At 68.0% G+C, this 24610-nt stretch carries 27 protein-coding genes and 2 pseudogenes; 7 read left to right on the top strand and 22 right to left on the bottom strand.

Going from position 1 to position 24610, the window contains the following annotated elements:
* Nucleotides 1–495 precede the first annotated feature (495 nt).
* From tgmC to OG828_RS48895, 11 genes are all read right to left on the bottom strand, one after another.
* Complete coding sequence (gene tgmC / locus OG828_RS48945; protein ID WP_328499660.1) at nucleotides 496–1623, bottom strand: ATP-grasp peptide maturase system methyltransferase; 1128 nt, start codon at nucleotides 1621–1623, stop codon at nucleotides 496–498.
* Nucleotides 1620–2585, bottom strand: coding sequence for an ATP-grasp ribosomal peptide maturase (gene tgmB / locus OG828_RS48940; protein ID WP_328499661.1), 966 nt, complete (start codon nucleotides 2583–2585; stop codon nucleotides 1620–1622). Before tgmB ends, tgmC begins: the two co-directional genes overlap by 4 nt.
* On the bottom strand, nucleotides 2585–2848 hold the full coding sequence (gene tgmA / locus OG828_RS48935) for a putative ATP-grasp-modified RiPP (protein WP_328499662.1): 264 nt from the start codon (nucleotides 2846–2848) through the stop codon (nucleotides 2585–2587). Before tgmA ends, tgmB begins: the two co-directional genes overlap by 1 nt.
* Nucleotides 2849–3024: 176 nt before the next feature.
* Nucleotides 3025–3828: an aminoglycoside phosphotransferase gene (locus OG828_RS48930; RefSeq protein WP_328499663.1), complete on the bottom strand. Its 804-nt coding sequence runs from the start codon at nucleotides 3826–3828 to the stop codon at nucleotides 3025–3027.
* Nucleotides 3829–3885: 57 nt separating this feature from the next.
* Nucleotides 3886–4026: a hypothetical protein gene (locus OG828_RS48925; protein WP_328499664.1), complete on the bottom strand. Its 141-nt coding sequence runs from the start codon at nucleotides 4024–4026 to the stop codon at nucleotides 3886–3888.
* 2 nt (nucleotides 4027–4028) lie between these two features.
* The gene (locus OG828_RS48920; RefSeq protein ID WP_328499665.1) at nucleotides 4029–5138 is read right to left on the bottom strand and encodes a radical SAM protein; all 1110 of its coding nucleotides are present in this window, start codon (nucleotides 5136–5138) and stop codon (nucleotides 4029–4031) included.
* Nucleotides 5139–5153: 15 nt separating this feature from the next.
* Nucleotides 5154–5648, bottom strand: coding sequence for a zinc-dependent metalloprotease (locus OG828_RS48915; protein ID WP_328499666.1), 495 nt, complete (start codon nucleotides 5646–5648; stop codon nucleotides 5154–5156).
* Between the two features lie 580 nt (nucleotides 5649–6228).
* Entirely contained in the window at nucleotides 6229–6729 is a 501-nt protein-coding gene (locus tag OG828_RS48910) for an NUDIX hydrolase (protein ID WP_328499667.1), read from the bottom strand.
* 339 nt (nucleotides 6730–7068) lie between these two features.
* Entirely contained in the window at nucleotides 7069–7272 is a 204-nt protein-coding gene (locus OG828_RS48905; protein ID WP_328499668.1) for a hypothetical protein, read from the bottom strand.
* Entirely contained in the window at nucleotides 7269–7856 is a 588-nt protein-coding gene (locus OG828_RS48900) for a DUF6415 family natural product biosynthesis protein (protein WP_328499669.1), read from the bottom strand. The genes OG828_RS48905 and OG828_RS48900 overlap by 4 nt, the downstream gene beginning before the upstream one ends.
* A complete protein-coding gene (locus OG828_RS48895) occupies nucleotides 7853–8458 on the bottom strand; it encodes a hypothetical protein (protein ID WP_328499670.1) in 606 nt (201 codons plus the stop codon). Before OG828_RS48895 ends, OG828_RS48900 begins: the two co-directional genes overlap by 4 nt.
* A gap of 197 nt (nucleotides 8459–8655) precedes the next feature.
* On the opposite strand from OG828_RS48895, the gene OG828_RS48890 reads away from it, so the two are divergent.
* Nucleotides 8656–9954 (top strand): XRE family transcriptional regulator, encoded by a 1299-nt coding sequence (locus OG828_RS48890; protein WP_328499671.1) that lies wholly within the window; start codon nucleotides 8656–8658, stop codon nucleotides 9952–9954.
* Nucleotides 9939–10478 (top strand): GNAT family N-acetyltransferase, encoded by a 540-nt coding sequence (locus OG828_RS48885; protein ID WP_328349164.1) that lies wholly within the window; start codon nucleotides 9939–9941, stop codon nucleotides 10476–10478. Before OG828_RS48890 ends, OG828_RS48885 begins: the two co-directional genes overlap by 16 nt.
* A gap of 55 nt (nucleotides 10479–10533) precedes the next feature.
* On the opposite strand, the gene OG828_RS48880 is transcribed toward OG828_RS48885, so the two are convergent.
* Together OG828_RS48880 and OG828_RS48875 are read right to left on the bottom strand one after the other, a co-directional pair.
* Nucleotides 10534–10731, bottom strand: coding sequence for a hypothetical protein (locus OG828_RS48880; protein WP_328499672.1), 198 nt, complete (start codon nucleotides 10729–10731; stop codon nucleotides 10534–10536).
* A 505-nt stretch (nucleotides 10732–11236) separates the two neighbouring features.
* Complete coding sequence (locus tag OG828_RS48875) at nucleotides 11237–11704, bottom strand: hypothetical protein (RefSeq protein ID WP_328499673.1); 468 nt, start codon at nucleotides 11702–11704, stop codon at nucleotides 11237–11239.
* A 428-nt stretch (nucleotides 11705–12132) separates the two neighbouring features.
* Between OG828_RS48875 and OG828_RS48870 the strand changes: the two genes are divergently transcribed.
* Nucleotides 12133–12336 carry a hypothetical protein gene (locus tag OG828_RS48870; protein WP_328349168.1) on the top strand — a complete coding sequence of 68 codons (204 nt, stop codon included), beginning with the start codon at nucleotides 12133–12135 and terminating at the stop codon, nucleotides 12334–12336.
* A 70-nt stretch (nucleotides 12337–12406) separates the two neighbouring features.
* On the opposite strand, the gene OG828_RS48865 is transcribed toward OG828_RS48870, so the two are convergent.
* The gene (locus tag OG828_RS48865; RefSeq protein WP_328499674.1) at nucleotides 12407–12979 is read right to left on the bottom strand and encodes a hypothetical protein; all 573 of its coding nucleotides are present in this window, start codon (nucleotides 12977–12979) and stop codon (nucleotides 12407–12409) included.
* Nucleotides 12979–15504 (bottom strand): DnaB-like helicase C-terminal domain-containing protein, encoded by a 2526-nt coding sequence (locus OG828_RS48860; RefSeq protein ID WP_328499675.1) that lies wholly within the window; start codon nucleotides 15502–15504, stop codon nucleotides 12979–12981. Before OG828_RS48860 ends, OG828_RS48865 begins: the two co-directional genes overlap by 1 nt.
* Before the next feature lie 378 nt (nucleotides 15505–15882).
* Here OG828_RS48860 and OG828_RS48855 point away from each other — a divergent pair, with 378 nt between their 5' ends.
* Nucleotides 15883–16398, top strand: coding sequence for an AAA family ATPase (locus OG828_RS48855; RefSeq protein ID WP_328499676.1), 516 nt, complete (start codon nucleotides 15883–15885; stop codon nucleotides 16396–16398).
* Nucleotides 16399–16549: 151 nt separating this feature from the next.
* Here OG828_RS48855 and OG828_RS48850 read toward each other — a convergent pair whose 3' ends face one another.
* Nucleotides 16550–17500 (bottom strand): hypothetical protein, encoded by a 951-nt coding sequence (locus OG828_RS48850; RefSeq protein WP_328499677.1) that lies wholly within the window; start codon nucleotides 17498–17500, stop codon nucleotides 16550–16552.
* Nucleotides 17501–18358: 858 nt separating this feature from the next.
* Between OG828_RS48850 and OG828_RS48845 the strand changes: the two genes are divergently transcribed.
* Complete coding sequence (locus OG828_RS48845) at nucleotides 18359–18775, top strand: hypothetical protein (RefSeq protein WP_328499678.1); 417 nt, start codon at nucleotides 18359–18361, stop codon at nucleotides 18773–18775.
* Between the two features lie 97 nt (nucleotides 18776–18872).
* Here the strand turns inward: OG828_RS48845 and OG828_RS48840 are convergent, their stop codons facing one another.
* Nucleotides 18873–19214 carry a hypothetical protein gene (locus OG828_RS48840; RefSeq protein WP_328499679.1) on the bottom strand — a complete coding sequence of 114 codons (342 nt, stop codon included), beginning with the start codon at nucleotides 19212–19214 and terminating at the stop codon, nucleotides 18873–18875.
* 60 nt (nucleotides 19215–19274) lie between these two features.
* Between OG828_RS48840 and OG828_RS48835 the strand changes: the two genes are divergently transcribed.
* A complete protein-coding gene (locus OG828_RS48835; protein WP_328357115.1) occupies nucleotides 19275–20447 on the top strand; it encodes an IS4 family transposase in 1173 nt (390 codons plus the stop codon).
* Between the two features lie 352 nt (nucleotides 20448–20799).
* On the opposite strand, the gene OG828_RS48830 is transcribed toward OG828_RS48835, so the two are convergent.
* Nucleotides 20800–21114 (bottom strand): winged helix-turn-helix domain-containing protein, encoded by a 315-nt coding sequence (locus OG828_RS48830; RefSeq protein WP_319668554.1) that lies wholly within the window; start codon nucleotides 21112–21114, stop codon nucleotides 20800–20802.
* A complete protein-coding gene (locus OG828_RS48825) occupies nucleotides 21111–21596 on the bottom strand; it encodes a hypothetical protein (RefSeq protein WP_328505062.1) in 486 nt (161 codons plus the stop codon). The genes OG828_RS48830 and OG828_RS48825 overlap by 4 nt, the downstream gene beginning before the upstream one ends.
* A gap of 153 nt (nucleotides 21597–21749) precedes the next feature.
* Between OG828_RS48825 and OG828_RS48820 the strand changes: the two are divergent.
* Nucleotides 21750–22229 (top strand): annotated as a pseudogene (locus OG828_RS48820) (winged helix-turn-helix domain-containing protein); the annotation flags it as partial.
* A gap of 19 nt (nucleotides 22230–22248) precedes the next feature.
* On the opposite strand, the pseudogene OG828_RS48815 reads toward OG828_RS48820, so the two are convergent.
* From OG828_RS48815 to OG828_RS48805, 3 genes and pseudogenes are all read right to left on the bottom strand, one after another.
* A pseudogene (locus OG828_RS48815) lies at nucleotides 22249–22637 on the bottom strand (IS5 family transposase); the annotation flags it as partial.
* A 645-nt stretch (nucleotides 22638–23282) separates the two neighbouring features.
* Nucleotides 23283–23957, bottom strand: coding sequence for a hypothetical protein (locus OG828_RS48810; protein WP_328499680.1), 675 nt, complete (start codon nucleotides 23955–23957; stop codon nucleotides 23283–23285).
* A gap of 181 nt (nucleotides 23958–24138) precedes the next feature.
* Entirely contained in the window at nucleotides 24139–24588 is a 450-nt protein-coding gene (locus OG828_RS48805) for a hypothetical protein (RefSeq protein WP_328499681.1), read from the bottom strand.
* Between the last annotated feature and the right edge of the window lie 22 nt (nucleotides 24589–24610).

Genomic DNA, 24610 nt, shown 5'->3' with positions numbered 1-24610 from the left:
TCGACGGCCGGTGCCTCGTGCCCCGGTTCGGGGCGCTGGACCACGACGGGCTCGTCGCGGCAGGTGCGCTCGGCGCCTCCATCTCGCGAGTGCTGTTAGTTCTCGTGGGCAGAGCCACATGCCTAACTTGCCTTACGCCTCTCCAAGACGTTGACCTGTAGAGACACTTGACAGCACTAGATAACGACGACCCACGCTAAAAAGGGCCTGACACGCCCCGATATCGGTCGGCGGTCGCACGGCGCCCGACCAAGGGATGATGCAGGGGTGGGGGCCGCGACCAAAGTTGCAACAACCGCTGGCCAATCCCATGTTTGAGCTACTTGCGGACGCGGGAGACGTCCCCCGATCTGGCCGTAGCTGGTCGACGAGCGGCGTAAACACCCACCCGGTCCCGAACGGGCTCCTCCGGCAGCGGCAACAGCAGCGGTCGCTTGGCCTCGAAATACTCGTCGATCGTCCCCGCCTGGGCCCGGTTCCGCACCTACGGTTTGGTCAGACCGGCAGGCACCAAGCGGGTCCGTCGGGCTCCCCAAGCCAGACACGTTGCGTGCCGTCGGCCCCCACGGTCATACCGAACTCGGACTGTGGGGGTGCTCCGGCAGCCTGCCAGATGGTGAGGGCGTCCTCTACGGCGTCCCACAGGTGCAGGGGGCCGTGCTGGTGCACCTGCCACCCGTTTCCGGCGGGTTCGGTCCATGCCTGTGAGCCGGTGGCGACGTCTACGAGGATCACGCCGTCGCCGGTGGTCATGAGTTCGGCGGAGGGCGCGGCGAGCTGAGCAAGGAACTGTCCGGTCCAGTCGTCGAGAAGGCCGGGGTCCAGGCGGGCGGGGCGGGTGTTGCCTGGGTGCTGGTAGTAGGTGGGGCGTGGCGGGCGTTCGTGGGGGCGGGCGAGCATGTAGCCGATCTGGTCCCCGGCGAAGTGGCCGGTGGCGGTGCCGTCGTCGTGGACGGTGAGGCGGATGAGGCCGGAGGCGAGCATCCACCCGCTGATGGTGGTGGTGATGGTTCCGCCGTCGCGTACCTGGTACAGCCAGGCGGGAGGGATGTGCCGGACGGCGCAGGTCGCAACGATTGCGTCGTAGTCAGCGGCGTCCTGGTGCCCGGCGAGTCCGTCGCCGGTGATGAGCGTCGGGGAGTATCCGGCGGCGTGGATGTGGTCGGCTGCGGCAGCGGCAAGGTGCGGGTCGTATTCGATGGAGTACACGTTCTTGTCGCCGACGCGGTGACAGAGGATGGCGGTGGAGTAGCCGGTGCCGGTACCGATCTCCAGCACCTTGTCATCCTCGCGGATGCGCGCGAGGTCGAGCATGCGCACGATCAGTGAGGGCAGGGTGCTGGACGAGGTGGGGCGGCCGGCCAGCGGTCCGGGGGCGTCCGCGGCGGCGGTGCCGTCGATCTGGGTGACCCACGTGGTGTCTTGGTAGACGAGGCGAAGCCATTCGTCGTCGCCGGTCGTATGGCGGTGTACGGGCTCCCACTGGGTGCCGGACGGGCGGAACACCGTGTCGTCGAGGAAGAGTTCGCGTGGGACCGCTTCGAGAGCATCACGCCATGCGGAGTCTTCGACAGGGATGGCTGCGGCGAGGGTGCGGCGGAGCTGGGCCGGGTCGTCGGTCATGTGTGGCCTCCGTGCTGAAGCTGATCGGCGAGGGCGACGGTGATCGGTGCGGTGATGTGGTCGGGGAACCATGCCCATTGGCCGTTGGGGTTGCACTCGTACCAGTGCCACCGGCCATGGGCGTCGAGGCCGAAGTCGAATGCGCCGAAGACCAGGCCGAAGGCGTCGAGGTAAGCGCGTACCCCTTTGGCGACCTCGGGCGGGACGGTGATGGGGGTGTAGGTGAGCTGGTCGTAGTGGCGTCGCCAGTCGACACCGGGCGAGCCGTCGATCCGGACGGCGAACAGGTGCTCGCCGACGGCGGTGAGGCGGATGTCGGCGGTCTTGGCCACACGTTGCTGGAAGAGGTGCGCGGTGTGCCGTATCCGGTCGTCGATCTGGGCGGGGGTGACGTCGTCGATCCACACCGTCAGCGCCCGGCCGTCACCGTCGTCGTAGTCGGTTTCCCGCAGCGGCTTGTACAGGACCGGCCCGTGCTCGGCCGCGAACGCGCGGGCCTGGTCGGGGTCGTTGGTGATCAGGGTGGGAGGCACGGTCAGCCCGCAGCGGGCAGCCGTCGCCAACTGCGCCGGCTTGTACTCCGCGTCCCGGTTGCGCCAGGGGTGATTCAGGTAGTGGGCGCCGGGGAGGGCGGCGAGGATGCCGCCGAGCCCATAGCGGGCCTCCTGCACGGCCCAGCGGGCGGTCTGCTCACTCATGGCGAGGTCGGCGGTGTAGGGGGTGGGCCGCCGCCAGTACACCGAGCGCACGCTGTCCAGGTCGAGACTGCGCGTCTCAGTGGTCAGGGTGCCGCCGGGCCCGTTGCTGTCGAACACTGCTGCCGCGGTGACCGTCGTGGGGAAGTCTCCGGGGTCCAGGCGTACCACGGGCACGCTGCGCCGGTTGAGTTCGGTGATCACCTCGTCGGCTGTTGCGTCGTCCAGGCGGGTGACGACGAGGACGGGCGGCCCACCCGTGGCCATCAGTCGGAGTCTCCCTGCTGGTCGCTGCCCTGGTCCGAGTTGCCGTCCATGCTGGTCTTCGTCGTTGTCTCCTTCGACGTCTCCGACCGCTTGTGCTTGTCCAGCGTCGGCACCAGAGTGCCGTCGGGGTCCACCCACGCGGCGGTCTGCGTCTCGGGGTCGATGACCGCGCGGGCCGCGGGCAGGACTTCAGCGGGAGGGAACGGCTTCATACGGCTGACGCCCCAGGGGGTGACCTGATCGTCCGACGCTATGGCCTGCATGGGTCTCCTCGTCTCGGTCGCTCCTACGGTGGCACTCGCCGCCTGGTGCTGTCAGGACGGCAAAAGGGCCCGCCCCCGGCCGCGCGGCCGTCTTGCCGGGAAGTCCGCGCCTCTGGACGCCAGGGGCGGGGGCTCGGGGGTGCTCAGTGGCTGGCCGCGTCGATGAACCACGGCGGTCAGGGCTTGGCGGTCCGGTGCTCGGCCCAGGCCTGTGCCGCGTGCTGCATCGGCTTGGCCCAGTTGTCTGTGCTCTCGCCGGCGATCGAGTCCCACAGTCGGCGCTGGACGCGAGCGAGCGCGTCAAGGCCGGCAGGCGGGGCGTCCTGCCATGCTGAGTGCGCGGCGGCCTCACTCTCGGCCTGGCCGGGGGTGTGGCCATGGGCGATGAGCCACAGCAGCCACAAGGCGGGGTCGATCCATGCCGCGCCGGTCGACGCCCACCCCCAGTCGACGAACAGGGCTCCGCGGTCCGTCATGAGGACGTTGTGCGGGTTCCACTCGCTGTGGAGCAGGCGGTTTCCGGTGAACCAGGACAGATCTGCGGGGTCGTCGACGTAGGTCCTGAGCCGGTGCGGCATGGTCTTCAGGTCGACGTCCGGGGCGGGTACGTCGGCCAGCCTCGCCATGGTGGCCATGACCGCCGGCAGGTCGGGGGAGCCGGGCGTGAAGTCGGCGTGTCCGCCCTCGATGTGTTCGAAGCCGAGGACACTCCACCCGTCCTCTTCCACATGCCAGTGGAGCTCAGGCGCGATGTCCCTCACGTACGGGCCGACGTCCGCTTCCCGCTTCTGCGTCCAGACCCACGGGTGATCGAGCGGGAGACCTTTGACGAACAGCGTGCGATCCGCCGTGCGCACGCGAGCGGCGATGGCGCTGTTGCGACCCGTGCTCACGGTCTCGACGCCGGCAATGGGACCGCTGGCCTTTTCGATCAGCCGCAGCACGGCGTCCGGTAGCTCGGTCAGACGCGGGGTGGGCATCAATCCTCCAAGAGGTCTGGTCGGGGCCGTGCGTGAGCACGGCCCCGACACAGTGGGTCAGTTGTACGGGTTGTCTTCGCCGCAGCCCGGGACGGTGCCTACGGTCAGCGCTTCAACGTCCTCGACGAGAACGATCGCGTCGGGGTCCTCGACGACGGGCTCCGGCCTGCGTATCAGTTCGATCATGACGGCGGTCATCTCTACCTCGTTCCGTGTTGGCAGTAGTGCTTCAGTGGTGCCTTCGCCTCCTGGAAGACCTTCGCCATCGGCCTGCACACCCGGCACGTGCCGGACAGCGTGCAGCCGCTGCATCCTCCGGTGCGAAGCATCAGGGACTCGGCTATCTCGCCGAGCCGGGTCAGACCCTCCACGCCTTCGGCGATCAGGTCGATGTTCGGTTCGCGGCCGACCTTGCAGATCGAGGCCCGCCCGAACGGGTCGGCATGGAAGAACGTCACGCCTGCCGGGCATCCGGTGAACGGGGCCCGGTTGGTGAGGTACTGGGGTGACTGCGACGGCAGCGGCTCCGCGGTTCCGTGGATCGTCGGCGAGATGTTCGCGTACTCGCGATACGGCACGCCGAGCTGCTTCGCCCAGGCCCTCATCGTGTCGAGCTCGTGCACGTTGCCCTGCACGATGATCAGGCTCAGGTCGATGTTCAGACCAGCGTCGACGGCCTTGTGCAAGCCGGCCCGGAAGCGGCCGAATGCGCCGCGCCTGCGTGTCACCGCGTCATAGGTCGTGGCCGTCGCGCCGTACACGCTCAGCGTCAGCTTGGCCGGCGGATACGTGCACAACAGGTTCAGGACGTGGTCCTTGTGCAGCCGGGAACCGTTCGACAGGACCTCCAGCTGCATACCCAGCTCGTACGCGAGTCGATACGACTCGGGGAAGTCCGGGTCGATGAGCGGTTCCCCGCCGGTGATCTGGAGCCAGATCACGCCCGCGTCCCGCATGACGGCCAGCAGCTTCCGCTTGCCCTCCATGTCCAGGCCCTCGAAACGCTTCCTGCCGAGGTAGCACATCACGCAGTCGAGGTCACAGCCCAGGTTGATCTCCCACGTCGCCCGGCTGAACTCGAACAGGCACGCCTCCCGCATCAGGACGACCTCGCCGAGCCTTCGGCCCGCCAAGTCCATCTGCCACTGCGCGCGTACGGCGTCAACAAGCCACCGGGGCACGGTACTGGGCACCGACGCCAGGGCGAGCAGCTCATCGAACTTGGCATACGGGAGCTGCACGGCTTTGGTACTACCCGGTCGCAGGATGAGGCGCCGCTCTCCGAACGGTGTCGCAACGAGCTCGTGCATGTCGTCTTCCCTTCGTCACGGCTGGGGATGGATGCGGAGGGTCCATGCCTCGGGGTCGGCGATCTCGTCTGCTGTGGGCAGGAGCGACAGGTCCTTCCAGATCCGGTTGACGAAGCCGACGCCGTGCGCCGCCATGGCGTGGCCGATGAGCTGGGCCCCCTGCTCGTAGCCTTCACGGCTGGGGCCGAGGCGGCCGATGCCGGGGAACGAGCTGTGCAGGCGGTAGCGCCAGGACTTCCGTGCTTGCCGGTGATCGGCCGGCGTGCCGAAAAGCCGCGTGGTGACTTGCCGGTCGACCCAAGTGGCGTGCCCCTCCAGGACAGTTGAGACACTGCGCGGCGGTGCAAGGATCTCCCGCTGCTGCGGGAAGAAGCTCTTCCAGACCGTGCCGCTGCGGGCTTCGTCCTGGAGGTGGTGGACCAGTTCATGCGCGACGACCTGAAGGAGCACGCGCTCGTCGGCCAGTGCGCCGCCGTGATGCAGGGCCCTCGGGGCGATGACCGTCCGCACTGGCCGTCGGCGGCCTTCTGGGTACTGGCGAGCACCATGGGCCAGACCAGAGCCGGGACGAAACCCGTGATCTTGAGCCCGGTGCGGGCGGCATCGATCTGTTTCGGCGACAGGTCCAGGTCGGCGATGTCGCGGGCGAGGACGCGGTGCAGGTTCTGCCGGTACTCCTCCCGCCACGCCTTCGGCGTCAGCAGACGGAAACGGACCCCCTCCGAGGGGAGAGGGAGGTCGGTTATCTCCTTCACCGTTGGCGCCACCCGGTGAAGAATCGCGGAGATCTGATCGGCCAGGTCAGGGTGGCCGCGGGTGTCGTCAAGAACGGTGAAGCGGGTCGGGGTCACTGAAGTCCTGTCCAGAGAGGTAGTTGGGGTAGTGGGTCGAGTGCACAGGGCCCGGTGCGAGGTGAGTGACCTGCCGTGGGGAAGCAGTCGGAACCGCTCTCCCCGCGCCGGGTGTCTGTTCTGCCCAAGGCGAGCGCTTGGGCCTTGGGCGGCGAGGCACAGGCTGTCGGGGGTGTTGGTGCGGGGAGCACCCCGCCGCGGCGAACGCGGCAGGGGTCATCAGCACCGGCAAGCCAGCGCTACACGGGATGCCCGGTGAGCACTTCTACGTCGCCGCCGGCCAGCGCCCGCAGCGCCGCGTGCGTACGCGCCGCCGTGAACGGTGTCAGGTGCTCCTCCAGCTCATCCGGGAGCATCCACCGCACGCCCTTGATGCTGCCGCCGCCGAACATGAACGGCGCGTCTACGTCGAGGACCCCGCAGTCGAAGAGGAAGTTCACCCCCTCCTTCGACAGATGCGTCTCGTGCTGCTCGTCGGGCATGTGGTGCACGCCCAGCAGGCGGCCGGGCTGGAGGTTGATGCCCAGCTTGGTGCGGACGTTGCGAACGAGGCCGTCGCGGATGGCCTCGTTCTCCTCCACACAGCCGCCCGGGTGGAACCAGGGCGTGCGCTCCTCGCCCCTGAGGTCGGCTTTCGCCTTCTCGGTCATAAGTACCGCACCGGCGGGATTACGGATGATGCCCAGCGCCCCCAGGCGGCGCGGGGGTGGGTCGGTGAAGTGGTCTCGCTCGGTCTGCATGGGTCTCCTCCTCGGTCACAGTGGATCTTCAAACCCGGCCGGGGCGGGCGGAGCTACGAGGCGCCCCGGCCGGGGGCTTGTGGGGCCTCGCGCGGGTCTCCCGCCCCTCGGGGCGAAGGGACGGGAGAGGGCCGCTTAGTTCGAGGGCGAGCGCTTGGGCCTTGGGGACGCGGCGCGGCGCGCACCCGTAGAACCGCGCGTGCCCGCCATCCCCCGTGGTGGCCCCGGCTCATCCGCCACGGGGGCGACGCGGACGAGCCGAGGCCACACCCCCGGAGGCACGATGCGGGTGGAGCCTCCAGGGGGCTCACAACCGGCAGGGGAGGCCGGCCGCGAGTCCTATCCCGCCAACGACGCGGCGTCGGCAGGGCGGTGATCGAGGAAGTAGGCGAGCGCTTGCCGCATCAGCCGGTCCAGGCAGTCGCGGCACGCGTTGAACGGTGCGTGTTGCCCGTCCCAGGTGACCGGCCCGAGCCAGATCACCGGCAGGTCCGTGCACTCGCAGCCGAGCCAGCAGTCACCGATGACCCATTGCTGCGTCATGGGGACGCACCTCCCGCCGGGTGTTCGGCGGGCGCCTTGACGATGGCGAGCAGTCCGCGCCGTTCGGTGGCAACGGCGGGGCAACTGTCGGTGTGCCGGTAGCCGCGGGTACCTCCGCTCGCCTCCGACGCGAACACCGCCTCTTCGAAGCCCTCGCCGTCCTCTATCGACCCGGAGCAGCCGCCGCAGATCTTCCGGCGGACAACCTGCTCGATCTCGTCGGCGCCGGTCGGTTCGCCGAGCGGGCCCGGATGCTCGAGGAGCGTCAGCAGCGCGCGAGCACACGTGGCGACCTCGTACACGTAGCGCTCGCGTTTCCCGGCGCCCGGATCCATCGCGAGCGCCTGGTGGGCGCGGACCAGGCAGTGAACCGCCACCACCCGCATGCTCGAACGCATCCGCGCCGTGATCGCCGTGACCTTGGGGACCAGCAGTCCGACGTGCCCGGTGATCTGCTCGCACGTCTCGTCGAGCTGCTGCCCGGTCGGGAGGTCTGGCGTCCCCAGAACGCCGGTGTACGCCGCGCGGATCGTCTGCGCGTCGAGCTGCGGGGAATGTGAGGGCGCTAAGGCCTCAACAGTCACCGACCGACTCCCTCACCGCGAGCCGCCAGGCCGGTGATGACCAGGCTCTCCACCTCGTCCAGGTAACAGAGGTCCCCGGCGGTGTCCATCGGAAGGGACCAGTAAGAGCGCCCCTTCGGCTCCGTGAGGGCGATGTGCGGGACGCCGAGGTAGTAGGTCCGGCCTCTGAGGCGTTCCACCCCGGGGGCCTTCCGGTTGGTCCAACGCCATTCGGAGGTCACGGGCACCAGTGCGTAGTAGTGGTGGGCATGGATGTCCATGAACATCGCTCCGCCGTCGAAGAACCGGCGGAGGAAGGCGTCCACCTTCTCCAGTTCCTCCGTCCGCGCGGCGCCCCACACGAGGTGGGCTGGGATGCGTACGGCGGAGAGGGTGGCGCCGCAGGTGAGGAGCGCGATCCCCTGCTCCTTCCACTCCGCACGTGCGCGGGCGCGGTCTTCCGCGGCCGTGAGGAGCCAGTGCGTGACGCCGAGTTGCCGCTCCCCCAGGGTCGTCAGCCCTCTTGCCTCGAGCGCGCCGCCGTCCTCGTGCGGCCCGGCGTCAGTGGGACCTGAGTTGGCTTGAGCGGCGATGTTCTCCCGCGAGGTTCCTACTTGGGTCATGGTGGGGCCTCTTCGTCGTCTCGGTGCCCGCTAGATCGCACGTGAGGTTGGGAAGTTCTGCGGGGCCGTGCACAACAGCTAACCCACCGTCACCAGGGGTCGTATATGACGAAGTTGGTCGGGCTGCCTGCGCCGAGACTGACGAATTGACTTGCCCTTTACCCTCCGACGCAGTCGGCACCTTCTACCGTGAATCCATGGGGGAGACCCGAAACGAAGCCTTAGCCGCCTGGCTCAAGGCTCACGGAATGTCGGTCGCGGAGCTGACCGACGCCGTCAATGTCGCCGTTCAAAACCTCACCGGCAAGCCCGGCGCCACGTCGGAGCGGACTGTGTTCCGGTGGCTATCCGGCGAGAACAAATGGCCGCAGGAGCGCCAGCGCATCGCGTTGGAGATGATCACCGGCCTCACCATCACGGCCCTAGGGTTCGTGCCTCGGGGGAAAGCCAAGACCGTCTCAACGCCCCCACCCGCACCACCGGAGGACCCTTCAGTGCACCGCCGCCGTTTCGTCGGGGCGGCCACCGGCACCGCCGCCGCCGTCGCCGTACCCCTCGCCAGTGCAGCCTCCCGCCCGTCCCGCGTCGGCACCTCTGACGTGATCCGGCTCCGCGACGCCGTCGAGAACCTCGTCGAGCTGGACGCGGAACGCGGCGGACACACCGCACTCGAACGGGCCGCCCTCGCGGGGGCTGACGAAGCCATCGACCTACAGAAGCGGTCCACCACACAGCGCGTGCGGCAACGTCTTTTCGCGCTCGCCTCGGACTTCACCGCAACTGCCGCCTGGTCCATGATCGACGCCGGGCAGCCGGACGACGCTGGCCGACACCTCGACCGTGCGCTCACCCTCGCAGGCATGGCCCAGGACTCCGATATGACCATGCAGGTGTGGAATCTGAGGGCCATGCTCGCCCGGCAGCGCGGCTACTACGCCGAAGCGGTCGCCGCCGCCCAGGCAGCCCGGGCGACGTCCATCGTCCGCCGCAGCCCGATGCATGCCTCCCTCGCCCACGCCCGGACTGCTATCGGTCTCGCTCACTCCGGGGAACACCGCGCAGCTCTGCGCTCCCTTGGCCACGCCGAGGACGCAATAGCCAAGGCGGACTTGTCGATCCCGCTGCCTATCTGGATGGCCTTCTACGGGCCCGCGGAGCTGTACTCCATCACCGCGATCGTGCAGGACGTCGTCGGGCACGCGGCGGAAGCCGAGGCCGCTTCCTACAGGGCGCTCGCTGCCTTGCCCGAGGGGTACCGCCGCAATCGCGCGAACACCACCGTGCGCCTCGCCCTCGCCCAACTCCATCAAGGGGATGTGGAGCAAGCAGTCACCACCAGTGGTGAGGTGTTCGAGATCATGGCCGGTGACCCGATCCCCGGCCGCATGCGTCAAACCCTCGGCGACTTCCAGCGCGACCTCATCACCCTGGCTCCCTCCGAGCACATCGCGCACGAATGGATCGACCGCTACCGGACTGAATGGAGCACCCCTTGACCACGGCAACCGTCGAACTCCGCCACTACGGGCACGACGATCTACCGCAGATCCGGCAGACTCTGCTTGATGTGCACGCGGACGCGTACGCGGATGAGATGGAAGACGAGTTCAACCAGCGGTTCCCCTGGTTCGTCGACCATTGGGGCGGAAACCCCGGGTTCTCCTGCGTCATCGGCTACGACGACGGCGAACCGGTCGGCTTCGCCTACGGCGCCCCGGCCACCCCTGGCCGGGAGTGGTGGCGCGAGCACGTGGCCCCGGCGCCGGCGGATGACTCGACGTTCTCCGTGTCTGAGCTCATGGTGCGCCCGAAGTGGCGAAAGACCGGCACGGCCGAGCGGCTGCACATGGCCCTGCTGGAAAACCGGCCGGAGGCCCTCGCCGTCCTCCTGGTCGACCCCGACCACCCCAAGGTGCAGACCCTCTACGAGTCGTGGAACTACCGGAAGGTCGGCAACCGCCAGCCCTTCCCGGACTCTCCGAACTTCGCCGTCATGCTCCGAGAGCTCCGCCCTGCCTGACCACCCGCGGCCACCACAGCGAACCCGCTCCCACTGGGGCTGGCCGTCCAGACTGTCAGGCGTTGTACCCCTGCTGCCGCACGCCCGGTGCCCACTTCGCCGCGGCCTCCACGAAGCATGAGCGACAGAGCGGATTGGCGCCGCTGCCGTAGCGCTTGCACTTCGCGTAGCACTTGCAGCACAACCCCTCCTCGGAGGAGTCCCACACTGCCGACGGGTAGCGCTGCTCCGGGGTTTCTACGGCTGTGGCCATGGGTGCGTCAGTTCTGCTCAGGCGAGGGCATCGCCTCGAACAGAATAGAACAGCGTGGCTTCGGCCCTGTGTCAGTGCCGCGCCGTACCGTGGACGCCATGCCCCACCCTCCCCGGCCTCACGGCCAGGACGCCTGCCCTCGATGAGCTCAACGACCGCATACGCCGTCTCCTGGACCAGCCGCCCTCCGCCGAACGCACCGCGGCCTATGAACGGCTCCTCCGGCAGTGGGCGGACGCCCGCCAGCCGGCATCCTTCGTTACCGCCGCCTGACGCACGAGCGCCCCGCCGGTGGGTTGGCGAATTCCAGGGGTCGTTGCAACATAAGCGATCAACTGGCCGTGGCCAGGAGCTTAGGGAGACGCTCGGCTGGGGTTTCCCAGCCGAGCGTTGTGCGTGCACCCATGGACGGAGATGCCTTCCGCCTGATGTCCCACGGTTACAACGGCGGACACCAAGCGGCGAGTGACCACCCGTCAGCAGGTGGGGCGCCGGGAGTGCAGGATCACCGCGGCGCCACCGCGCTCGGTCGCGGGTCGATGTCCACCGGCTCGAGGGACGAGCCCCAGGTGTAGGTGCCGGAAAACGGCAGGCGCCATTCGAAGCCGTATGTGTGGCCCGAATCCGAGGAGTCCTCGGGCGCCAGCGACGTCTTGTGGGAGTAGTACTTGTGTTTCGGGTCCAGGCAGTCCCGCCAGGTGTACCACCCCGCATCGACGAAGAGGCCCCTGGCTGCGGCGCCGGAGGCCACGGGCTTCATCTCCCCGCCCCACCTGTACTCGCCGTCTGCCAAATAGATCCGGCGTTGGGTGCAGCTTTCAGGCATGCCGTTGCGTGGCTCGTGCGTCAGAAACTGGGTGTAGGTGTTGTAGGCCGTCGGTGCCGGGACCGCCACGGCGTTGCCCGGCGTGCTGAGGACGGTCACGCCGAGCAAGGCCATGACGAATAACGCAATTCGCGAAGTTCGCGCCACGATCGTTTCCTTTCCGAGAGGACGGACCGGTGCGCCGGGGAATTGAGCCACGGGAGATTCCCCGGCACCCACGCCGCCGGTAGCTGCGGATGTTTCCCGCCTCAGGCGACATCCCTAGGTGTAGCGCAAGCCTGCCGGGACGGGTCCCGACCCGGGATTGGTGCTGCGCGCCGGCATCGAGGCCTGGGTCAGCTTGCAGCCCCCGACTTCCTGTCCTCGCGGATCTCGAAGTCCATCGCACCCCTTGAACTGGGGTGTTGCGACGACCACTAGCACTCAGGTTGAGGACACGGGCCGTTCGCATGTCCCGCTTAAGGGTTGATCCTCCCGCGACGCTCAGCCGAACGTCACGCCAACCGTCACGCTTCTTCAACCCGATGACCAGCAGCGAGAGTTGTGACACAGCTTCTCAACCTCAACACACTGACTTGACAGGGAACGAGGAATACGGCCCGGCCGTCGAGGGCGAGTGGGCCGTCCCGGGCACCGCCCAGGACCGGTACACGGAGTGGGTCGGGCTCTACGGCACCGACCCGGGCGTGGTGATCCGGCTCATCGAAGAGACCGACGGCCCCCAGCGCGTGCGCAAGACCTGGACAGTCCAGGGCAAGGTCGAGGGGCAGGCCGTATGACCTGCCAGGGCAGGCTTAGACTCGAACGAGGTGAGGCCCTGGGCCACCGAGCGCTCAGCGAGCGGCGGTGTCACCTGAGTTCGACGGAGTACGAGCCTCCGGGGAACTCCCATCCGTCGGTGCCTTCGCCGATGTCCGCCACAATGACGTCGTCGACGAAGTGGTCCTCGAACTCGTCGTCGGTGAGCTCGCCAGCAGCCCAGAGTTCCTCGATCCCGCCCCAGTCGCCCCTGCTCGCGTCGATACGCAGGGGTGCGGCCCGCCGTGTGCCGCGCTCGCGTTCGTCGTCGCCCGTCTTGACGACGCCGCTGATCTCGAACTGACCGTCCTTGACGTGGTCCGGAATCGGGTCAGCGGGGACGATGGCGACGTTCTCGTACGCAGTGTGGATAAGGTCGCGGTAGCTGCGGCGGATGTTGTACTCGGGATCGGACAGCCAGTTGAGCAGGGTCTTGGGCGTCACGTCGAGGCTGGCCTCTTCCAGGGCCTGGTATCCGCGGTGGGTTCCGGTGAGCTGGCTGAGCTGGGCGTGCCAGTGCTTGGCGGTGTACGACGACAGCCGGTGCCGGGGCGTGACTTGGGAGCGCAGGAGGTCGTTGAGGGCGGCGCCCAGGGAGCCTCCGCGGCCGGTGGGTCCGGCCATCAGTCGTCACCTTCGGGGATGATCTCGCCGGGCTGGATGTACTTGGCCTTCACTTCGCCGAAGCCGGTCCCGATCGTGTACGTGGCGGGCGGCGTGCCGTCAGGCGTCCAGAAGACGGCCGCGTCGACGTTGCGCAGGGCGATGAGCGTGTGCCCGTCCTGGACGGCCCGGAAGGCTACCGCCCAGTGACGCACGGACGCCTCGGCGACCATGCTCATGCGCCAGTCGGGCCGCCAGAACGGGGAGCGTTGTTCCTCCCGCTTGGGCCACAGCAGCCGCAGGGCGATGGACAGCCGGGTCTTGTACGCCTTGTAGGGGTCACCGCCGACCTGGACGAGCTCGGTCCGTGCCTTGCGGGTGGCCTCGTAGAAGGGCTTGAAGAGGGACTCGTTGGCCTTCCCGGTCCATGAGTCGTGGATGGTCGGCGCGGCGCCGAGGTGGCCGTCGCGGACGAGTTTCTCGAGCTGCTTGATGTGGGGGGTGGTGACCCACACGCGGCCCTGATCGTCAGGCCGCTCGATGATCCGGCCCAGGGGGTGCGGCATGTCGGTGCGGGTCCACTGCGGGATGTCGATGAGGTAGATGCCGGCGTGGGTCTTGTCGAACGCCTCGAGGGCGCCGGTGTGCAGGAGCTTGTTCGGGGCGAGAGGGACGGCCGAACAGGCCGACGGGTAGCTGCCGTTGCGGTCGATCAGGCACATCACGCCGCCGCCGAAGGAGTCGGGCACGTCGAGCCTGTCGCGCCGGACGCGCTTTCCGTTTTCCCTGGTGTGGGCGACGCGCGTGCTGGTGACGTCGGGGTGGACCCAGCGGGGCTCGCCGTCCATGTCCTCGCTGATCAGCGGCCACGGACCGTTGTCCCGCTCCTCAAGGCGGATGACTTTGATCGGGTGCATCTTCGAGCGGTCCACCGCGTCCTTGAGGATCCTGAGGGCGGGGAAGACCGCGTCCTCGGGCTCGTCTTCCTCGTCCCCCGGTGCCAGGCCGTCCTCGTCGTCTTCCTCGGTGTCTTCTACGTTGGCGTCGTCCGGGACGTGCCCGGTGCTCGCGCCGGACTGGGGAGCGGCAGCGGCGGGCTTCCCGGCGGTGGCGTAGGCGCGCAGCGCGGCAGCGAGGCGGCGTCCCTCGGCGGTGTCCGGTAGTTGCAGCGGCGGCGCAGCCACTTGGGCCAGGGACGGCCCGAGTTCCGTAAGGGCTTCCTGGTCGCCATCGGTCAGTGCGGTGCGCAGCGCGGCCAGTACATGGGTGACGGAGGCTGGCAGCCCCTGCTGGGCACCGGACGTGTAGGGAAGCGCCGCCTCGGCCAGCTCCTGCTCCACCGCACTGGCCAGGCTCCGCGCAGGGCCTTCGCCGCCCGTACCGCTGGCGGGGGCGATGCCGGCGTCGAGGAAGCGGGCGTGCAGCAGGTCGGGGCGCAGGTACGCCGAGCCGATCGCCCCGAAGTCGCGTTCCGCGACCGTCACCTGGACCGTGGAGGGGTCCTCGGCCGGCGCGAGCGTTACCAGGATGTCGGCGTCCAACAGGCTCAGGAGCGTGGGATCGTCGCTGTCCACAATGGCGAGTACGGGGACGTGCAGGGAGCGCGCGAGACCGGCCAGGACCTGGGAGGCGTCAGGAAGGCGGTTCCCGGACAGCGGCAGGCGGGCGTTGTGGGCGGCCTGGAACCGGTCCACGACCACGAGCGCCAGATCCTCGACGTGTGGGGCGGTCTCCGCGATGGCCTCAGCGGTCAGGTCGCTGCCGTCGTCGATCAGCAGCACAGAGGCCTTCTGGCGCAGCTGCTGGGCAACCTGCTGCTCGTGCTCGGTGAGGTGACCCTGCTTCAGGCGCGGGTAGTCGCCGCCGGTCTCCGCGGCGAGGACCCGGCGGAAGATGTCGGCCCGGTTCGGACCCGACGCCGCGTACAGGACCTTGCGGTGGTCGACCAGCGCGGTCTGGCGTGCGGCAGCCAGCCCCAGCAGGCTTCCGCCCACGTTCGGGGCGGCCGCGACGAGCATCAGCCGGCCCGGCTGCAGACCGCCCGTCGCGGCGTCCAGCCCGGGCAGCCCGAACGTGGGGCCGCTCGGGCTGGAGGTGAGTACGGAGCCGATGGCGTCGCCGAGCGTGGCGAGCCTGCGGGGCGTCCTGTCGCGGTCCGGGTTGCCTTGGCTGTTCACCGCACCTCCTGCGGGCGCCGCGCCGGTGTGCGCGGCCGTGTCGGACGAGAGGGCACCTGAGGCGGTGTCGACGGGGAGCAGTATCGCGACCGGCGTGGTGTTCCGCCGGAGCACCTGCGGCTGCCCCTGAGCCGCCCGCGTGATGAGGTCCCCGAAGTCCTTCTGCGCCGCGCTCAACACGTGGGACGGGAACGCCTCGGCCTGCCGGGCTGCCGGAAGCCGGTCCAACGGCGCGAGCAGAGCGCGGTCCTGCCGCTTATGGATCAGCGTCGTGACCCCGTGTTCCTCGGCACGCTTGACCAGGGCGTAGAGATCCTTACGGGCCTCGGTCGCGTTCACCGCGTTCTCGGCCTGCGGCGCCTGACTCACGCACCCTCCCAAATACTCAACTCCCCACCATGATACCAGAATCCACTCATTTTGATCAGCTAAGTCATAACGTTCTCGGGGTAACTAACTCATTTATGAGGCTCTTTGATGTGAGTTGACGTCGGCCTTGGCAATGCTGATCGACAACCTGACGTGGCCCGGCAGGCAGTGACCTGACGCCGGAGCCGATGAGGAAGGGGACTGCCTGCCATGCCCGGGCGGCCCTCCTCGGAGACGTCCTCAGGGGACGCGGCGAGATTGCCGAAGCCTGGCTCCGCCGAGCGGCAGAGAGCGGCGACCTCGACGCAGCCACCAGCTACGGCGTGGCCTCAAGATTGAGAAGTGGCCCCATGCGGGGAGAGCCGGAATGACCTTGCTGTGGTGCTGTGGAGGCGCCTGACGGATGCGAGTCCCGAGCCCAGGCTGATCTTGCTGTGCGGGCTTCCTGGCTCCGGGAAGACAACGCTGGCCAAACGCCTGGCGAGAGAGATTCCAGCGGTGCGCCTGTGTCCGGACGAATGGCTGGCGGATCTCGGTGTCGATCTGTTCGATGAACGAACGCGCGACCGGCTTGAGGGGCGGTTTTGGGAGCATGCCCAGGACCTGCTGAGGCTCGGACAGACGGTGATTTTGGAGTTCGGTTTCTGGGGGCGTTCTGAGCGGGATGACAAGCGTTTGGCGGCGCGCGCACTCGGGGTTCCCGTTGAACTCCACTACCTTGCCGTGTCGATCGATGAGCTGTGCCGCTGCCTCGAAGTCCGCAGCCGGGAGGGTGAGCCAGGGACCGTCCCGGTCAGCCGCGAGCTGCTCGAGGAGTATGTGAAGCTCTTTCAGGCGCCCGACGATGACGAGTTGGGTCTTTTCGACGACCTGCCTCCGAGACGACGTGGATGACCGGACCCTTGTGATGCAGTCCGACCCTCCGGGGGCAGACCCAAGGTCGGCCTGCCGCGGCGTGCCCGGCGTCGTTTCGCTCTTCCGGGCCCGCGCCCCGGTCAGTCTGGTAAGGCGCCAGGTCGGCCCACGAGGGGTTGTCGTTCTCAGGTCAGCGTTCGATGAGAATGTTCGTGGCCACCGCGTCGTGCGTGACCCCCGACGGCTGATCCGGGTCGGAGGGCCACCAAGGAGCCGTGACCGCCGCCCGCAGTACGGCGCCGACGTCGTCGGACCTGCTTGGCTTGGCGTCGGCCGGCAGAGCGAGGCGGATCCGCACGGTCCGCGATTGACCGGGCTCGAGCTCGAACTCGTCCGTCTCCACGTGTGTTTGGCCTGTCAGGTCGGCCCAACGGCCCTCGCGGTTGATCGACCAGTGCACTTGTCGCATGGATTGGCTGATCTCTCCGGGGGCGAGGGAGATCGCGATGCGGAGGTGGGAGCGAGTGAGCTTGCCCGCGGCGTTGCGCACCCGCACGTACCACTCCACCGGCGTCCCGCCCTCGGTCGCCCGGAGTATCTGCGGGACCTTGACGGTGAGATGCGTGGGGTCGACGGAAAAACGCAGGCGCGTCGCGGATGCTGCCGGGTGGATATCCGCATAACCGGCATCCTTGGCCATCTCCGCGGCCACCGTGGTGGTCACGGCAGGAACCTTTCCATCCACGTCGTCGATGCGCTGGTCAGCGGTGAACAGCCGGAAGTCGAGCTCCGTCCGTGCCTTGCCGCGATACGACAGCGGCACGATGGCGGCGAACTCTCCGTTGTCGTCCTGCTCGTTGGTCCACTGCAACGGCACATCATGCCAGGAACCGTTCTCGCGGATCTGGAGTTCGTCAGGGACGGTCCCGATGTAGAGCGCCACATGGCGTCGCTCGGCCTGCCCAGCGGTGAGACCCGCGACGGAGAGGTGGAGGGGCAGAGGCGGGCCCCCGGGGACCAGGGTGTTGCCGTCCGCACTGAGATGAATGACCGGGTGAGGTGCGGGTGTGGGCCCGCTCGCCGACGGACTCTTTACCGCCGACGCGGACTTCTGCTCCCCGCACCCGGCGAGCGCCGTCATCGCGACAGCCGAGGCAGCCAACATGAGCGCTACAGCCGGTCTGGGTATTCGCGTCACGGTCAGTCCTCCGTGGCGGACTCTATCGGCGGCAGCGACCGGTAGGCAGGCCATCAGAGAATACGGGCGGACGCGGGGACCGTGGCACCGCGGACCAGGTGCCATACCGTCAGACGGTCAGACCGACAGCGAGACCTCACCGGGCACCACGAACGGCGCCGCCAGCTCCCGCAGCCCACCCACCCCGGTCCCCGTTAACGGGCACATGCGCACCACGATGAGCGCCGGCTACGCAGCTCGCGGCCGCGGTGGCATCCACGAGCTCCTCGTCATCGAGACCGCCCGGGCCACCGCCGACACGCTCACCACCCTCCACGACGATCTCGCCACCGGAGCGGGCGTCTCGGGGACGGCCGCCCGGCGGCGATCCACGCCGCCGCCCAGGCCTCGACGTTCGCCGGGTCCATCCGCACGCACCGCCAATCCCGGGACATCCTCAACAACCCTGCCCTGACCGTCTACGACAACCCGCACGCGTTCCTGATGTGCGTCTACAACCGTGATCGTGCCCTGTGCCACCGCTTGGACATCGCTGACACCCCGAGCCTGAACCGGTGCCGACCGTCCTGCGCGAACATCGCGCGCAGTGGCCGGCACGCCGACGAACTCCTGCGGCACGCCCGGGCCTTGGAGAAACAGGCCGCCCCAGAGACGGTGCCGGGTCCGCTCGCCGACCGGCTCACCCAACGCGCCGGGCGCCTACGGAAACTTGCCGACCGCCACGATCAGGACCGCATCCACTTCCAGGAGCCGACATCATGAGCCCCGCCCCCAGACGAACGCGACCGCATCCGTGCCGCGATGGAACGCATCCTGGGCGATACCCCCGAGCACTCCAACGGCGCCCTGACGATCGTCGCGCTCGCGGTCGAAGCCGGTGTCCCGCGCAACGCACTCACACAACGGCACACCGACCTGAAGAACGAGTTCTACGACAAGGTCCGCGCCCGAGGCGGCACCCCGGACAGCGAACAGCGCCTTCGCAAGCAGGTCCGCCGGCTCAAGGAACTACGCGCTGCTGACGTGGAGGAGATCGCCCAGCTCAAAGCCGACGTCGAAGCCCTTGTCGGTGCCCTGCACCAAGCGGCAGCCGAGAACCAACTCCTGCGCCTACAGCTGACAGACCGTACGGCCGTGCTCCGTCCGCTGCCCTCTCAGCGTGAACCGGCGGCCGCCCGCTCGGAGAGCAGGCAACCCGAGACCCCATTCGAGCAGTGAGGCGCAGGCGGTGCCTGTGAACTCCAACTACTGCGGCCCCACCGGGACGCCCGGCGGGGCCGATGATCGTACCTGTCAGGACGACGCGGCCTCAGGCTCAGAAGGCTGCCTTGGCGTTGGTCGACGAGAGGTCGCTCAGGTACCGGAAACGGAACAGGGTGCCGTCGTTGACGTCACTGGCGACCACCGTCCAATTGTCCCACGGGACCTGCGTGTAGTTGGACTGGCAGTAGTTGAGTGTGTAATCGCTCTTGTAGAAGCAGACCTTGACGGACTTGCCGGTGTTGAGCCGGAGGTTGATGTCGGCGCAACGACTCGTCGTCTTGTAGACGGTGGGGGAACTCGGCTGGTAGTACTCGCCGTCCGGCTTCGTGAAGGTGACGGCTCCGCCGAGGCAAGTCGTCGCTGCTCCAGCACTGGTGGCCGCGACTAGGCCCAATGCCGTTGCTTTAGCCTGCGGGCGTACGCTGCTGCGTAGTGCTTCCCGGGGGTGGTGCGGGTGTCTGCGGATGTCGGCGAGTTATCGGGGCTGGGGCTGCTGACCTGGGTGTATCGGCCTGGGTTGGTGGATCGTGTGGTGGCCGCTTGCGGTCGTGGCGAGCAGCGCAGACGCCTGCTGCCAGCTCGATTGGTGGTGTATTTCGTGCTCGCCCTTGCCCTGTTCTCGCCGGCCCCGTATCTGGAGGTGATGCGGCATCTGGTCGAGGGCCTGCGGAGCCAGGGCCTGCTGGGCGAGTGGCGCATCCCTGCGAAGTCGTCGCTGTTTCGGGCTCGCCAGCGGCTGGGATCGGAGCCACTGCGGGTGCTGTTTGCCACGACCGCGAAGCCGATGGGCACCGAGACCACGCCGGGTTGCTTCTGGCGAGGGCTGCGGCTGCTGGCAGTGGACGGCACCTGCTGGGACGTGGCCGACAGTCCGGCCAATGAGGCCGCTTTCGGCCGTCCCGGAAACAGCCGCGGCCACGACAAATCCTCCTTTCCTCAGGTGCGGATGGCCTGTCTGATCGAGGTGGGCACCCACCTCGTCCTGGACGCGGAACTGGCCGGCTGCCGCACCGGTGAAGTCACCCTGGTGGGCCGCCTTCCACGCTCCTGCCAGCCCGGCGAACTGGTCCTGGCAGACCGGGAGTTCCTCGGCGTGCCGCTTTGGCGGGCCTTCACCGACAGCGGTGCCGATCTGTTGTGGCGGGTGCCCGCCAACCGCATCCTGCCCGTCGAGCGGCAGTTACGGGACGGATCCTGGATCTCCCGCATCCACGCCCACACCGACCCCGCGCACCGTGATCCGGTCACAGTGCGGGTGGTGGCCTATCAGCTGCACGGCACCAGCCGCGAAGGCGAGAACTACCGGCTGGTGACCACACTGCTCGATGCCCGTCGCTACCCCGCCCGCCAGCTGGCTGCGCTCTATCAGGAACGCTGGGAAGCGGAGGCTGTCTTCGCAGAGCTCAAGACTCATCAACGCGGCGCCCACGTCGTGCTCACCAGCAAGACACCCGACGGAATCCTGCAGCAGATCTGGGCCCACCTGCTCGTCCACCACGCGCTGCGTGAGCTGATGGTGAGAACCGCGGCCACCCGGGGCCTGGATGCCGACCGGATCTCGTTCACCGAAACCCTGCGCTCCGCCCGGCGCAGTGTGACCGTCACGCCGGGCAGTTTTTCCCCCTGAACTGCTGGTCAGAGCCCTTGTCTTGCTCCAGCACGACCTACTCGAACGACTCCTGCCGACCAGACGCCTGCGCAGTCAGCCCCGCGTCGTCAAACGCAAGATGTCCAACTACCGGCTCAAACGGGCCGGACACCGCACCTGGCCCCAACCCACCCAGGCCGGTACCCGAGCAGTCCGCATTCAAAGACCCCAACCCGCAAACCCGTAACGCAACGGCATTGCGACTAGGCCGTGTTTGAGATGTTGATCAAGGTCGTGAAGCGATCATGGAATGCCTCGGGGTGATCTGACGGGCGGCCAAGGGCAGTGGCTGGAGCCGCTGTTGCCGTCAAGGGCGCCTTCCTTGCGCCTCTCAGGTCGAGGGGAGCACTGACGCGCCCGCCTTGGCGACGATCTCCTGCAGAGCCGCGACGTGCTGGTCGAAGGCCGCCCGGCCGACGCTGGTGAGCCTCGCCGACGTGCGCGGCCGCTTTCCGACGAAACCCTTACGGATCTCGATGTAGCCGGCGCCCTCAAGCGTCGTGAGCTGTTTCGACAGGGCGGAGTCCGACAGGCCGGCGCTGTCGCGCAGGAACTGGAAGTCCGCCCACTCGGTGGCCGCGAGCAGGGAGACGAGCGAGAGCCGGGTGGGTGCGTGGATCAGCTCGTCGAACTTGGGCGTGATCACCGTCGGCTCCCGGACCGGTTCGCGAGCATGAGGCCCTGACGGTACCGCGTGTACGTCGGTCCACCGACGACAAGGATCACGGCGGTGATCGAGGCACCAATGGTCGCGGCGTACGAAACCCCGGACGCCTTCAGGATGAGCGTTGCCGCCAGCGATACGCCGACGATGACCGCCGCGAAGGCTAGGTCCGCGGCCATGATACGGGGGCCGAACAGGCTGTTGTGGGGCTGGGCGCTACGGACCGAGCGCAACGCCACCAACCCAACTGTGGTGAGCACACCGGCCACGAACAAGGCGGTGGCCATCCCCTGGACGAGACCACCTTGGGTGGTGTCGACGACCGCTGCGAACGCGACCATCAGGAAGGCGATGGCCCCCCAGAACCAGCGGGGAAGGCTGGCCATCCGGATGATCTGCTCCTGCCGCTGGTCGATCTCGGTGAGCGCGCGCGCGGCCTCTTCCGGCCGTACCTGGTCAGTCATTTGCCCTCCTCGCAGTACTTTCCTGCAAGGAAAGTAGCGTGGAGTTTCCCAACCGGCAAGTACTTTCCCAGCAGGCATCGCTGCCGTTACTGAGCTCTTCGGATTGTTGTCGGGGGCAGTGACGTGTGGTGATCCCTGCGGTAGGCCCGTGGTATGCGGTACGCACAGGGTGGTGGGCTGACCGCGGAGCGGCGGCGGTTTCGCGAGCGGATCCGGTTCGAGGCTGGTGAGCAGTTCGCTCGTGGTGAGAGAACCGCGGTGATCGCGAAGGACCTGCGGGTAAGTGAGCGGTCGGTGGAACGCTGGCGTCGCGCCTGGCGGCAGGGCGGGATGGCCGCGCTCGCCTCCGCTGGACCGCCGAAACTGCCCCGGCTGACCGATGAGCAGTTCGCCGAGTTGGAGAAAGAGCTGGCGCGGGGGCCGGCCGTGCACGGCTGGGAAGACCGGCGCTGGACCCTGGCCAGGATCAGAGTGCTGATCGCCCGGAAGTTCAGGCTGGACTGCTCGTCGGCGGCGGTGTGGCGGCTGCTGCACCGGCACGGCTGGTCCTGGCAATCTCCCGCCCGCAGAGCCCTCGAGCGTGACGAGCAGGCTGTGGGCCTGTGGAAGAAGGATGTGTGGCCGCACGCGGAATGACTGCGGCGGCGCTGGGCGCGCGGTCGACCGGGCTGGGGCCGCTTTTGGGCCCCTGCGTGCGGCCCGGACGTGGGAGGAGTCGATCACCGCCCGCGACCAGTCCAGCTGGTTCTTCGAGCGCAGCTTGTTCAGCAGTAGCTGGTGCAGTTGGTCCCAGACGCCGGCCTCGTTCCAGGCCGCCAGGCGGCGCCAGCACGTCATGCCCGAGCCGAAGCCCAGTTCCTGCGGGAGGTACTCCCACTGGATGCCGGTGTGCAGGACGAACAAGATCCCGCACAGGGCTTGACGATCGGGCACTCGAGGTCTGCCCTCGACCTGCTTCGGGGGCGGCTCGGGCAGCAACGGCTTGATGAGCGACCACAGTTCATCCGACACGATCCAGGGTCGTGACTGACGCTTCCCCATGCCCACATCAACGAACGATCAAGCGGACAGTCACATGAACAACCCGCTTTTGTTAGAGCCAGTAAGCGCGTCTGGAGGCGCGGGCGCTCTCGTGATCTCGTTGGGCACTGAGGACGGCGCGCTGATCGGTGCATCGTCAGGACACCGCCCACGCGCACGGACCGGCAGCCCGGCTCCGCGGCGGAGGGGGCAGGCCGAGCGGTGGTGTGCCCGCTCCCTGGCCACCGGCACGTCCGTGGCTTTGCACGCTCACCCGCCGCCTGCACGAGGGGAGTCCCGGCAGGCGCGGTAACCAATTCGGCTCCACACTGAAGGCTGTGACCGTCCCTCACGAAACGCCCCGGGACCGAAGCCGCCGGGAAGGGGGAACGTTCACTCCGACTACGCGTCTTTCCCGCAGCCTCCAGCGAGATCCGGTCCGAGAACGCGACATCCAGTCACCTGGGAGGCGCTGTGCCCCTCATAGCTCTGTGCCTGCCCGCGCTGATGATGGCTTTGATGCTTGCGATGGGGATGCTCGAGGACGTCGTGCTCCGCGGCCCACCGTCTCCTCCGGAAGAGACGGAGCGTCCTGAGGCCACTGCACACGAGCCCGGGCCTTGAGTCGTAGGACTCGCTGGACCCTGACAACTCCACAGACTCCGTTCACTGGACTGACCGGGAATGCTCACCGGATGCCTGGCCGGAATCTGGTGCTGGTGCAGCAAGTCCGAGGGCGTCCCTGCGTGTGGCGACGTCATCGAACTGTTGGATGAGTTCCCTGACACGGTGTTGCGTGGTGGCTTGCGTGCCGATCTGGCTCTGCGCGCGGAGGAGTTCACCGTAGATGGCTCCGTACCTTCCGCAGAGCATGATGGATTCCTCGGCGCGGTCGTGCAGGCCAGTTGCGTAGGGCGCGGCGATGGTCACCGCGGCGAGGCAGGCCAGTGCGGAAATCACTACCTGTGCTCTGAAGCGGGAACCGTCGGCGATGACCGGCCAGGCGGCGAGCCCTGTGATGATGCTGAGTGTGGCCCCAGCGATGTGGTACACGCGCGCCCTGTGCAGCAGACGAACCGATTCTCTCGGCGTTCGTTTCACCCAGTAACGAGCACGTACGGCGCTGCTGTCGAGCTGGCGCAGGATCGTGCCGTCGACATGCTGTACAGCGGCACGACTCTTCTGTTGTCTGACAAACGTCAACAGCACATTAATCACTCCCGTACTCGTCCGGTAGTGATTCCACAGTGCCGTCAGTTGATCGCGCTTTTCCAATGCAACGCGCCGGTTCCCGGGTAATGGACGCTCCCAGCCGCCGATCAGCTGTATGCCCGCGTGCATTTGCGGTCACTGCGGGGTGGGCGCATAGTGTGAAACGAGCCAGCTGGGTGTTTTCAGCTGAAGGAAGTACTGTGCGCCGGAGCCCCGGCCCGATTACGGCGGGCCGGGGCTCCTGGTGACGCATCGGTGGGACGGTCACATCCCGCGGCGCCTACTTCGGGGTCGGTCGCTGCGCGGTCCCTTAGTTGTCGATCACGCGGAAGCTGCCATCGCCAGTTCCGTCACCAACTCCGAAGCTGGAGTCACCAGGCAGGACCACGGCGACGGGGTTGCCATTGTTGCAGTTGGTCCCGTCGAAGAACTCAACGACCCTGTCGGTGTCGTTGGCGATGTTGAAGGTGCCGGTGGCGAGGGTGTTCAGGTTGGTCACGCTGACGCAGGCTCCCGGGTCGTCCGAGTACGTCCGCTCGTTGATCTGGATCTTGCCGTCGTCCTTCTTGTGCCCGTCGTGGTCCTTCTTGTAGCCGTCGTCCTTCCAGTCGTGGTCGCCGCCGCCACCGAGGGGGGCCGAGGCAGGACGGGCGGACGAGGCGGACTGGGGGGAGTCCGCGGAGGCGTAGGTAACGCCGGTGACAGTCACGGCCACGGCAGCCGCAGAGGCTGCGATCAGGGCGACGGTACGCGTCTGCATATCAGTTTTCTCCTTCTTGCAG

It is taken from the genome of Streptomyces sp. NBC_00457 (assembly GCF_036014015.1).
Lineage (GTDB): Bacteria > Actinomycetota > Actinomycetes > Streptomycetales > Streptomycetaceae > Streptomyces.
This window is presented reverse-complemented; position numbering and strand designations above follow the sequence as displayed.

Bases quoted from the DNA above. Each gene is read 5' to 3' on its own strand.
- OG828_RS48895 (WP_328499670.1), bottom strand. From the start codon at position 8,458: ATGACCCAAGTAGGAACCTCGCGGGAGAACATCGCCGCTCAAGCCAAC.
- OG828_RS48825 (WP_328505062.1), bottom strand. From the start codon at position 21,596: ATGACTGACCAGGTACGGCCGGAAGAGGCCGCGCGCGCGCTCACCGAG.
- OG828_RS48920 (WP_328499665.1), bottom strand. From the start codon at position 5,138: ATGCACGAGCTCGTTGCGACACCGTTCGGAGAGCGGCGCCTCATCCTG.
- OG828_RS48880 (WP_328499672.1), bottom strand. From the start codon at position 10,731: ATGGCCACAGCCGTAGAAACCCCGGAGCAGCGCTACCCGTCGGCAGTG.
- OG828_RS48925 (WP_328499664.1), bottom strand. From the start codon at position 4,026: ATGACCGCCGTCATGATCGAACTGATACGCAGGCCGGAGCCCGTCGTC.
- OG828_RS48885 (WP_328349164.1), top strand. From the start codon at position 9,939: ATGGAGCACCCCTTGACCACGGCAACCGTCGAACTCCGCCACTACGGG.
- OG828_RS48810 (WP_328499680.1), bottom strand. From the start codon at position 23,957: ATGCACGCGGGCATACAGCTGATCGGCGGCTGGGAGCGTCCATTACCC.
- OG828_RS48930 (WP_328499663.1), bottom strand. From the start codon at position 3,828: ATGCCCACCCCGCGTCTGACCGAGCTACCGGACGCCGTGCTGCGGCTG.
- OG828_RS48845 (WP_328499678.1), top strand. From the start codon at position 18,359: ATGGAACGCATCCTGGGCGATACCCCCGAGCACTCCAACGGCGCCCTG.
- tgmA (WP_328499662.1), bottom strand. From the start codon at position 2,848: ATGCAGGCCATAGCGTCGGACGATCAGGTCACCCCCTGGGGCGTCAGC.
- OG828_RS48865 (WP_328499674.1), bottom strand. From the start codon at position 12,979: ATGGCCGGACCCACCGGCCGCGGAGGCTCCCTGGGCGCCGCCCTCAAC.
- OG828_RS48805 (WP_328499681.1), bottom strand. From the start codon at position 24,588: ATGCAGACGCGTACCGTCGCCCTGATCGCAGCCTCTGCGGCTGCCGTG.
- OG828_RS48910 (WP_328499667.1), bottom strand. From the start codon at position 6,729: ATGCAGACCGAGCGAGACCACTTCACCGACCCACCCCCGCGCCGCCTG.
- OG828_RS48850 (WP_328499677.1), bottom strand. From the start codon at position 17,500: ATGACGGCGCTCGCCGGGTGCGGGGAGCAGAAGTCCGCGTCGGCGGTA.
- OG828_RS48905 (WP_328499668.1), bottom strand. From the start codon at position 7,272: ATGACGCAGCAATGGGTCATCGGTGACTGCTGGCTCGGCTGCGAGTGC.
- tgmC (WP_328499660.1), bottom strand. From the start codon at position 1,623: ATGACCGACGACCCGGCCCAGCTCCGCCGCACCCTCGCCGCAGCCATC.
- OG828_RS48890 (WP_328499671.1), top strand. From the start codon at position 8,656: ATGGGGGAGACCCGAAACGAAGCCTTAGCCGCCTGGCTCAAGGCTCAC.
- tgmB (WP_328499661.1), bottom strand. From the start codon at position 2,585: ATGGCCACGGGTGGGCCGCCCGTCCTCGTCGTCACCCGCCTGGACGAC.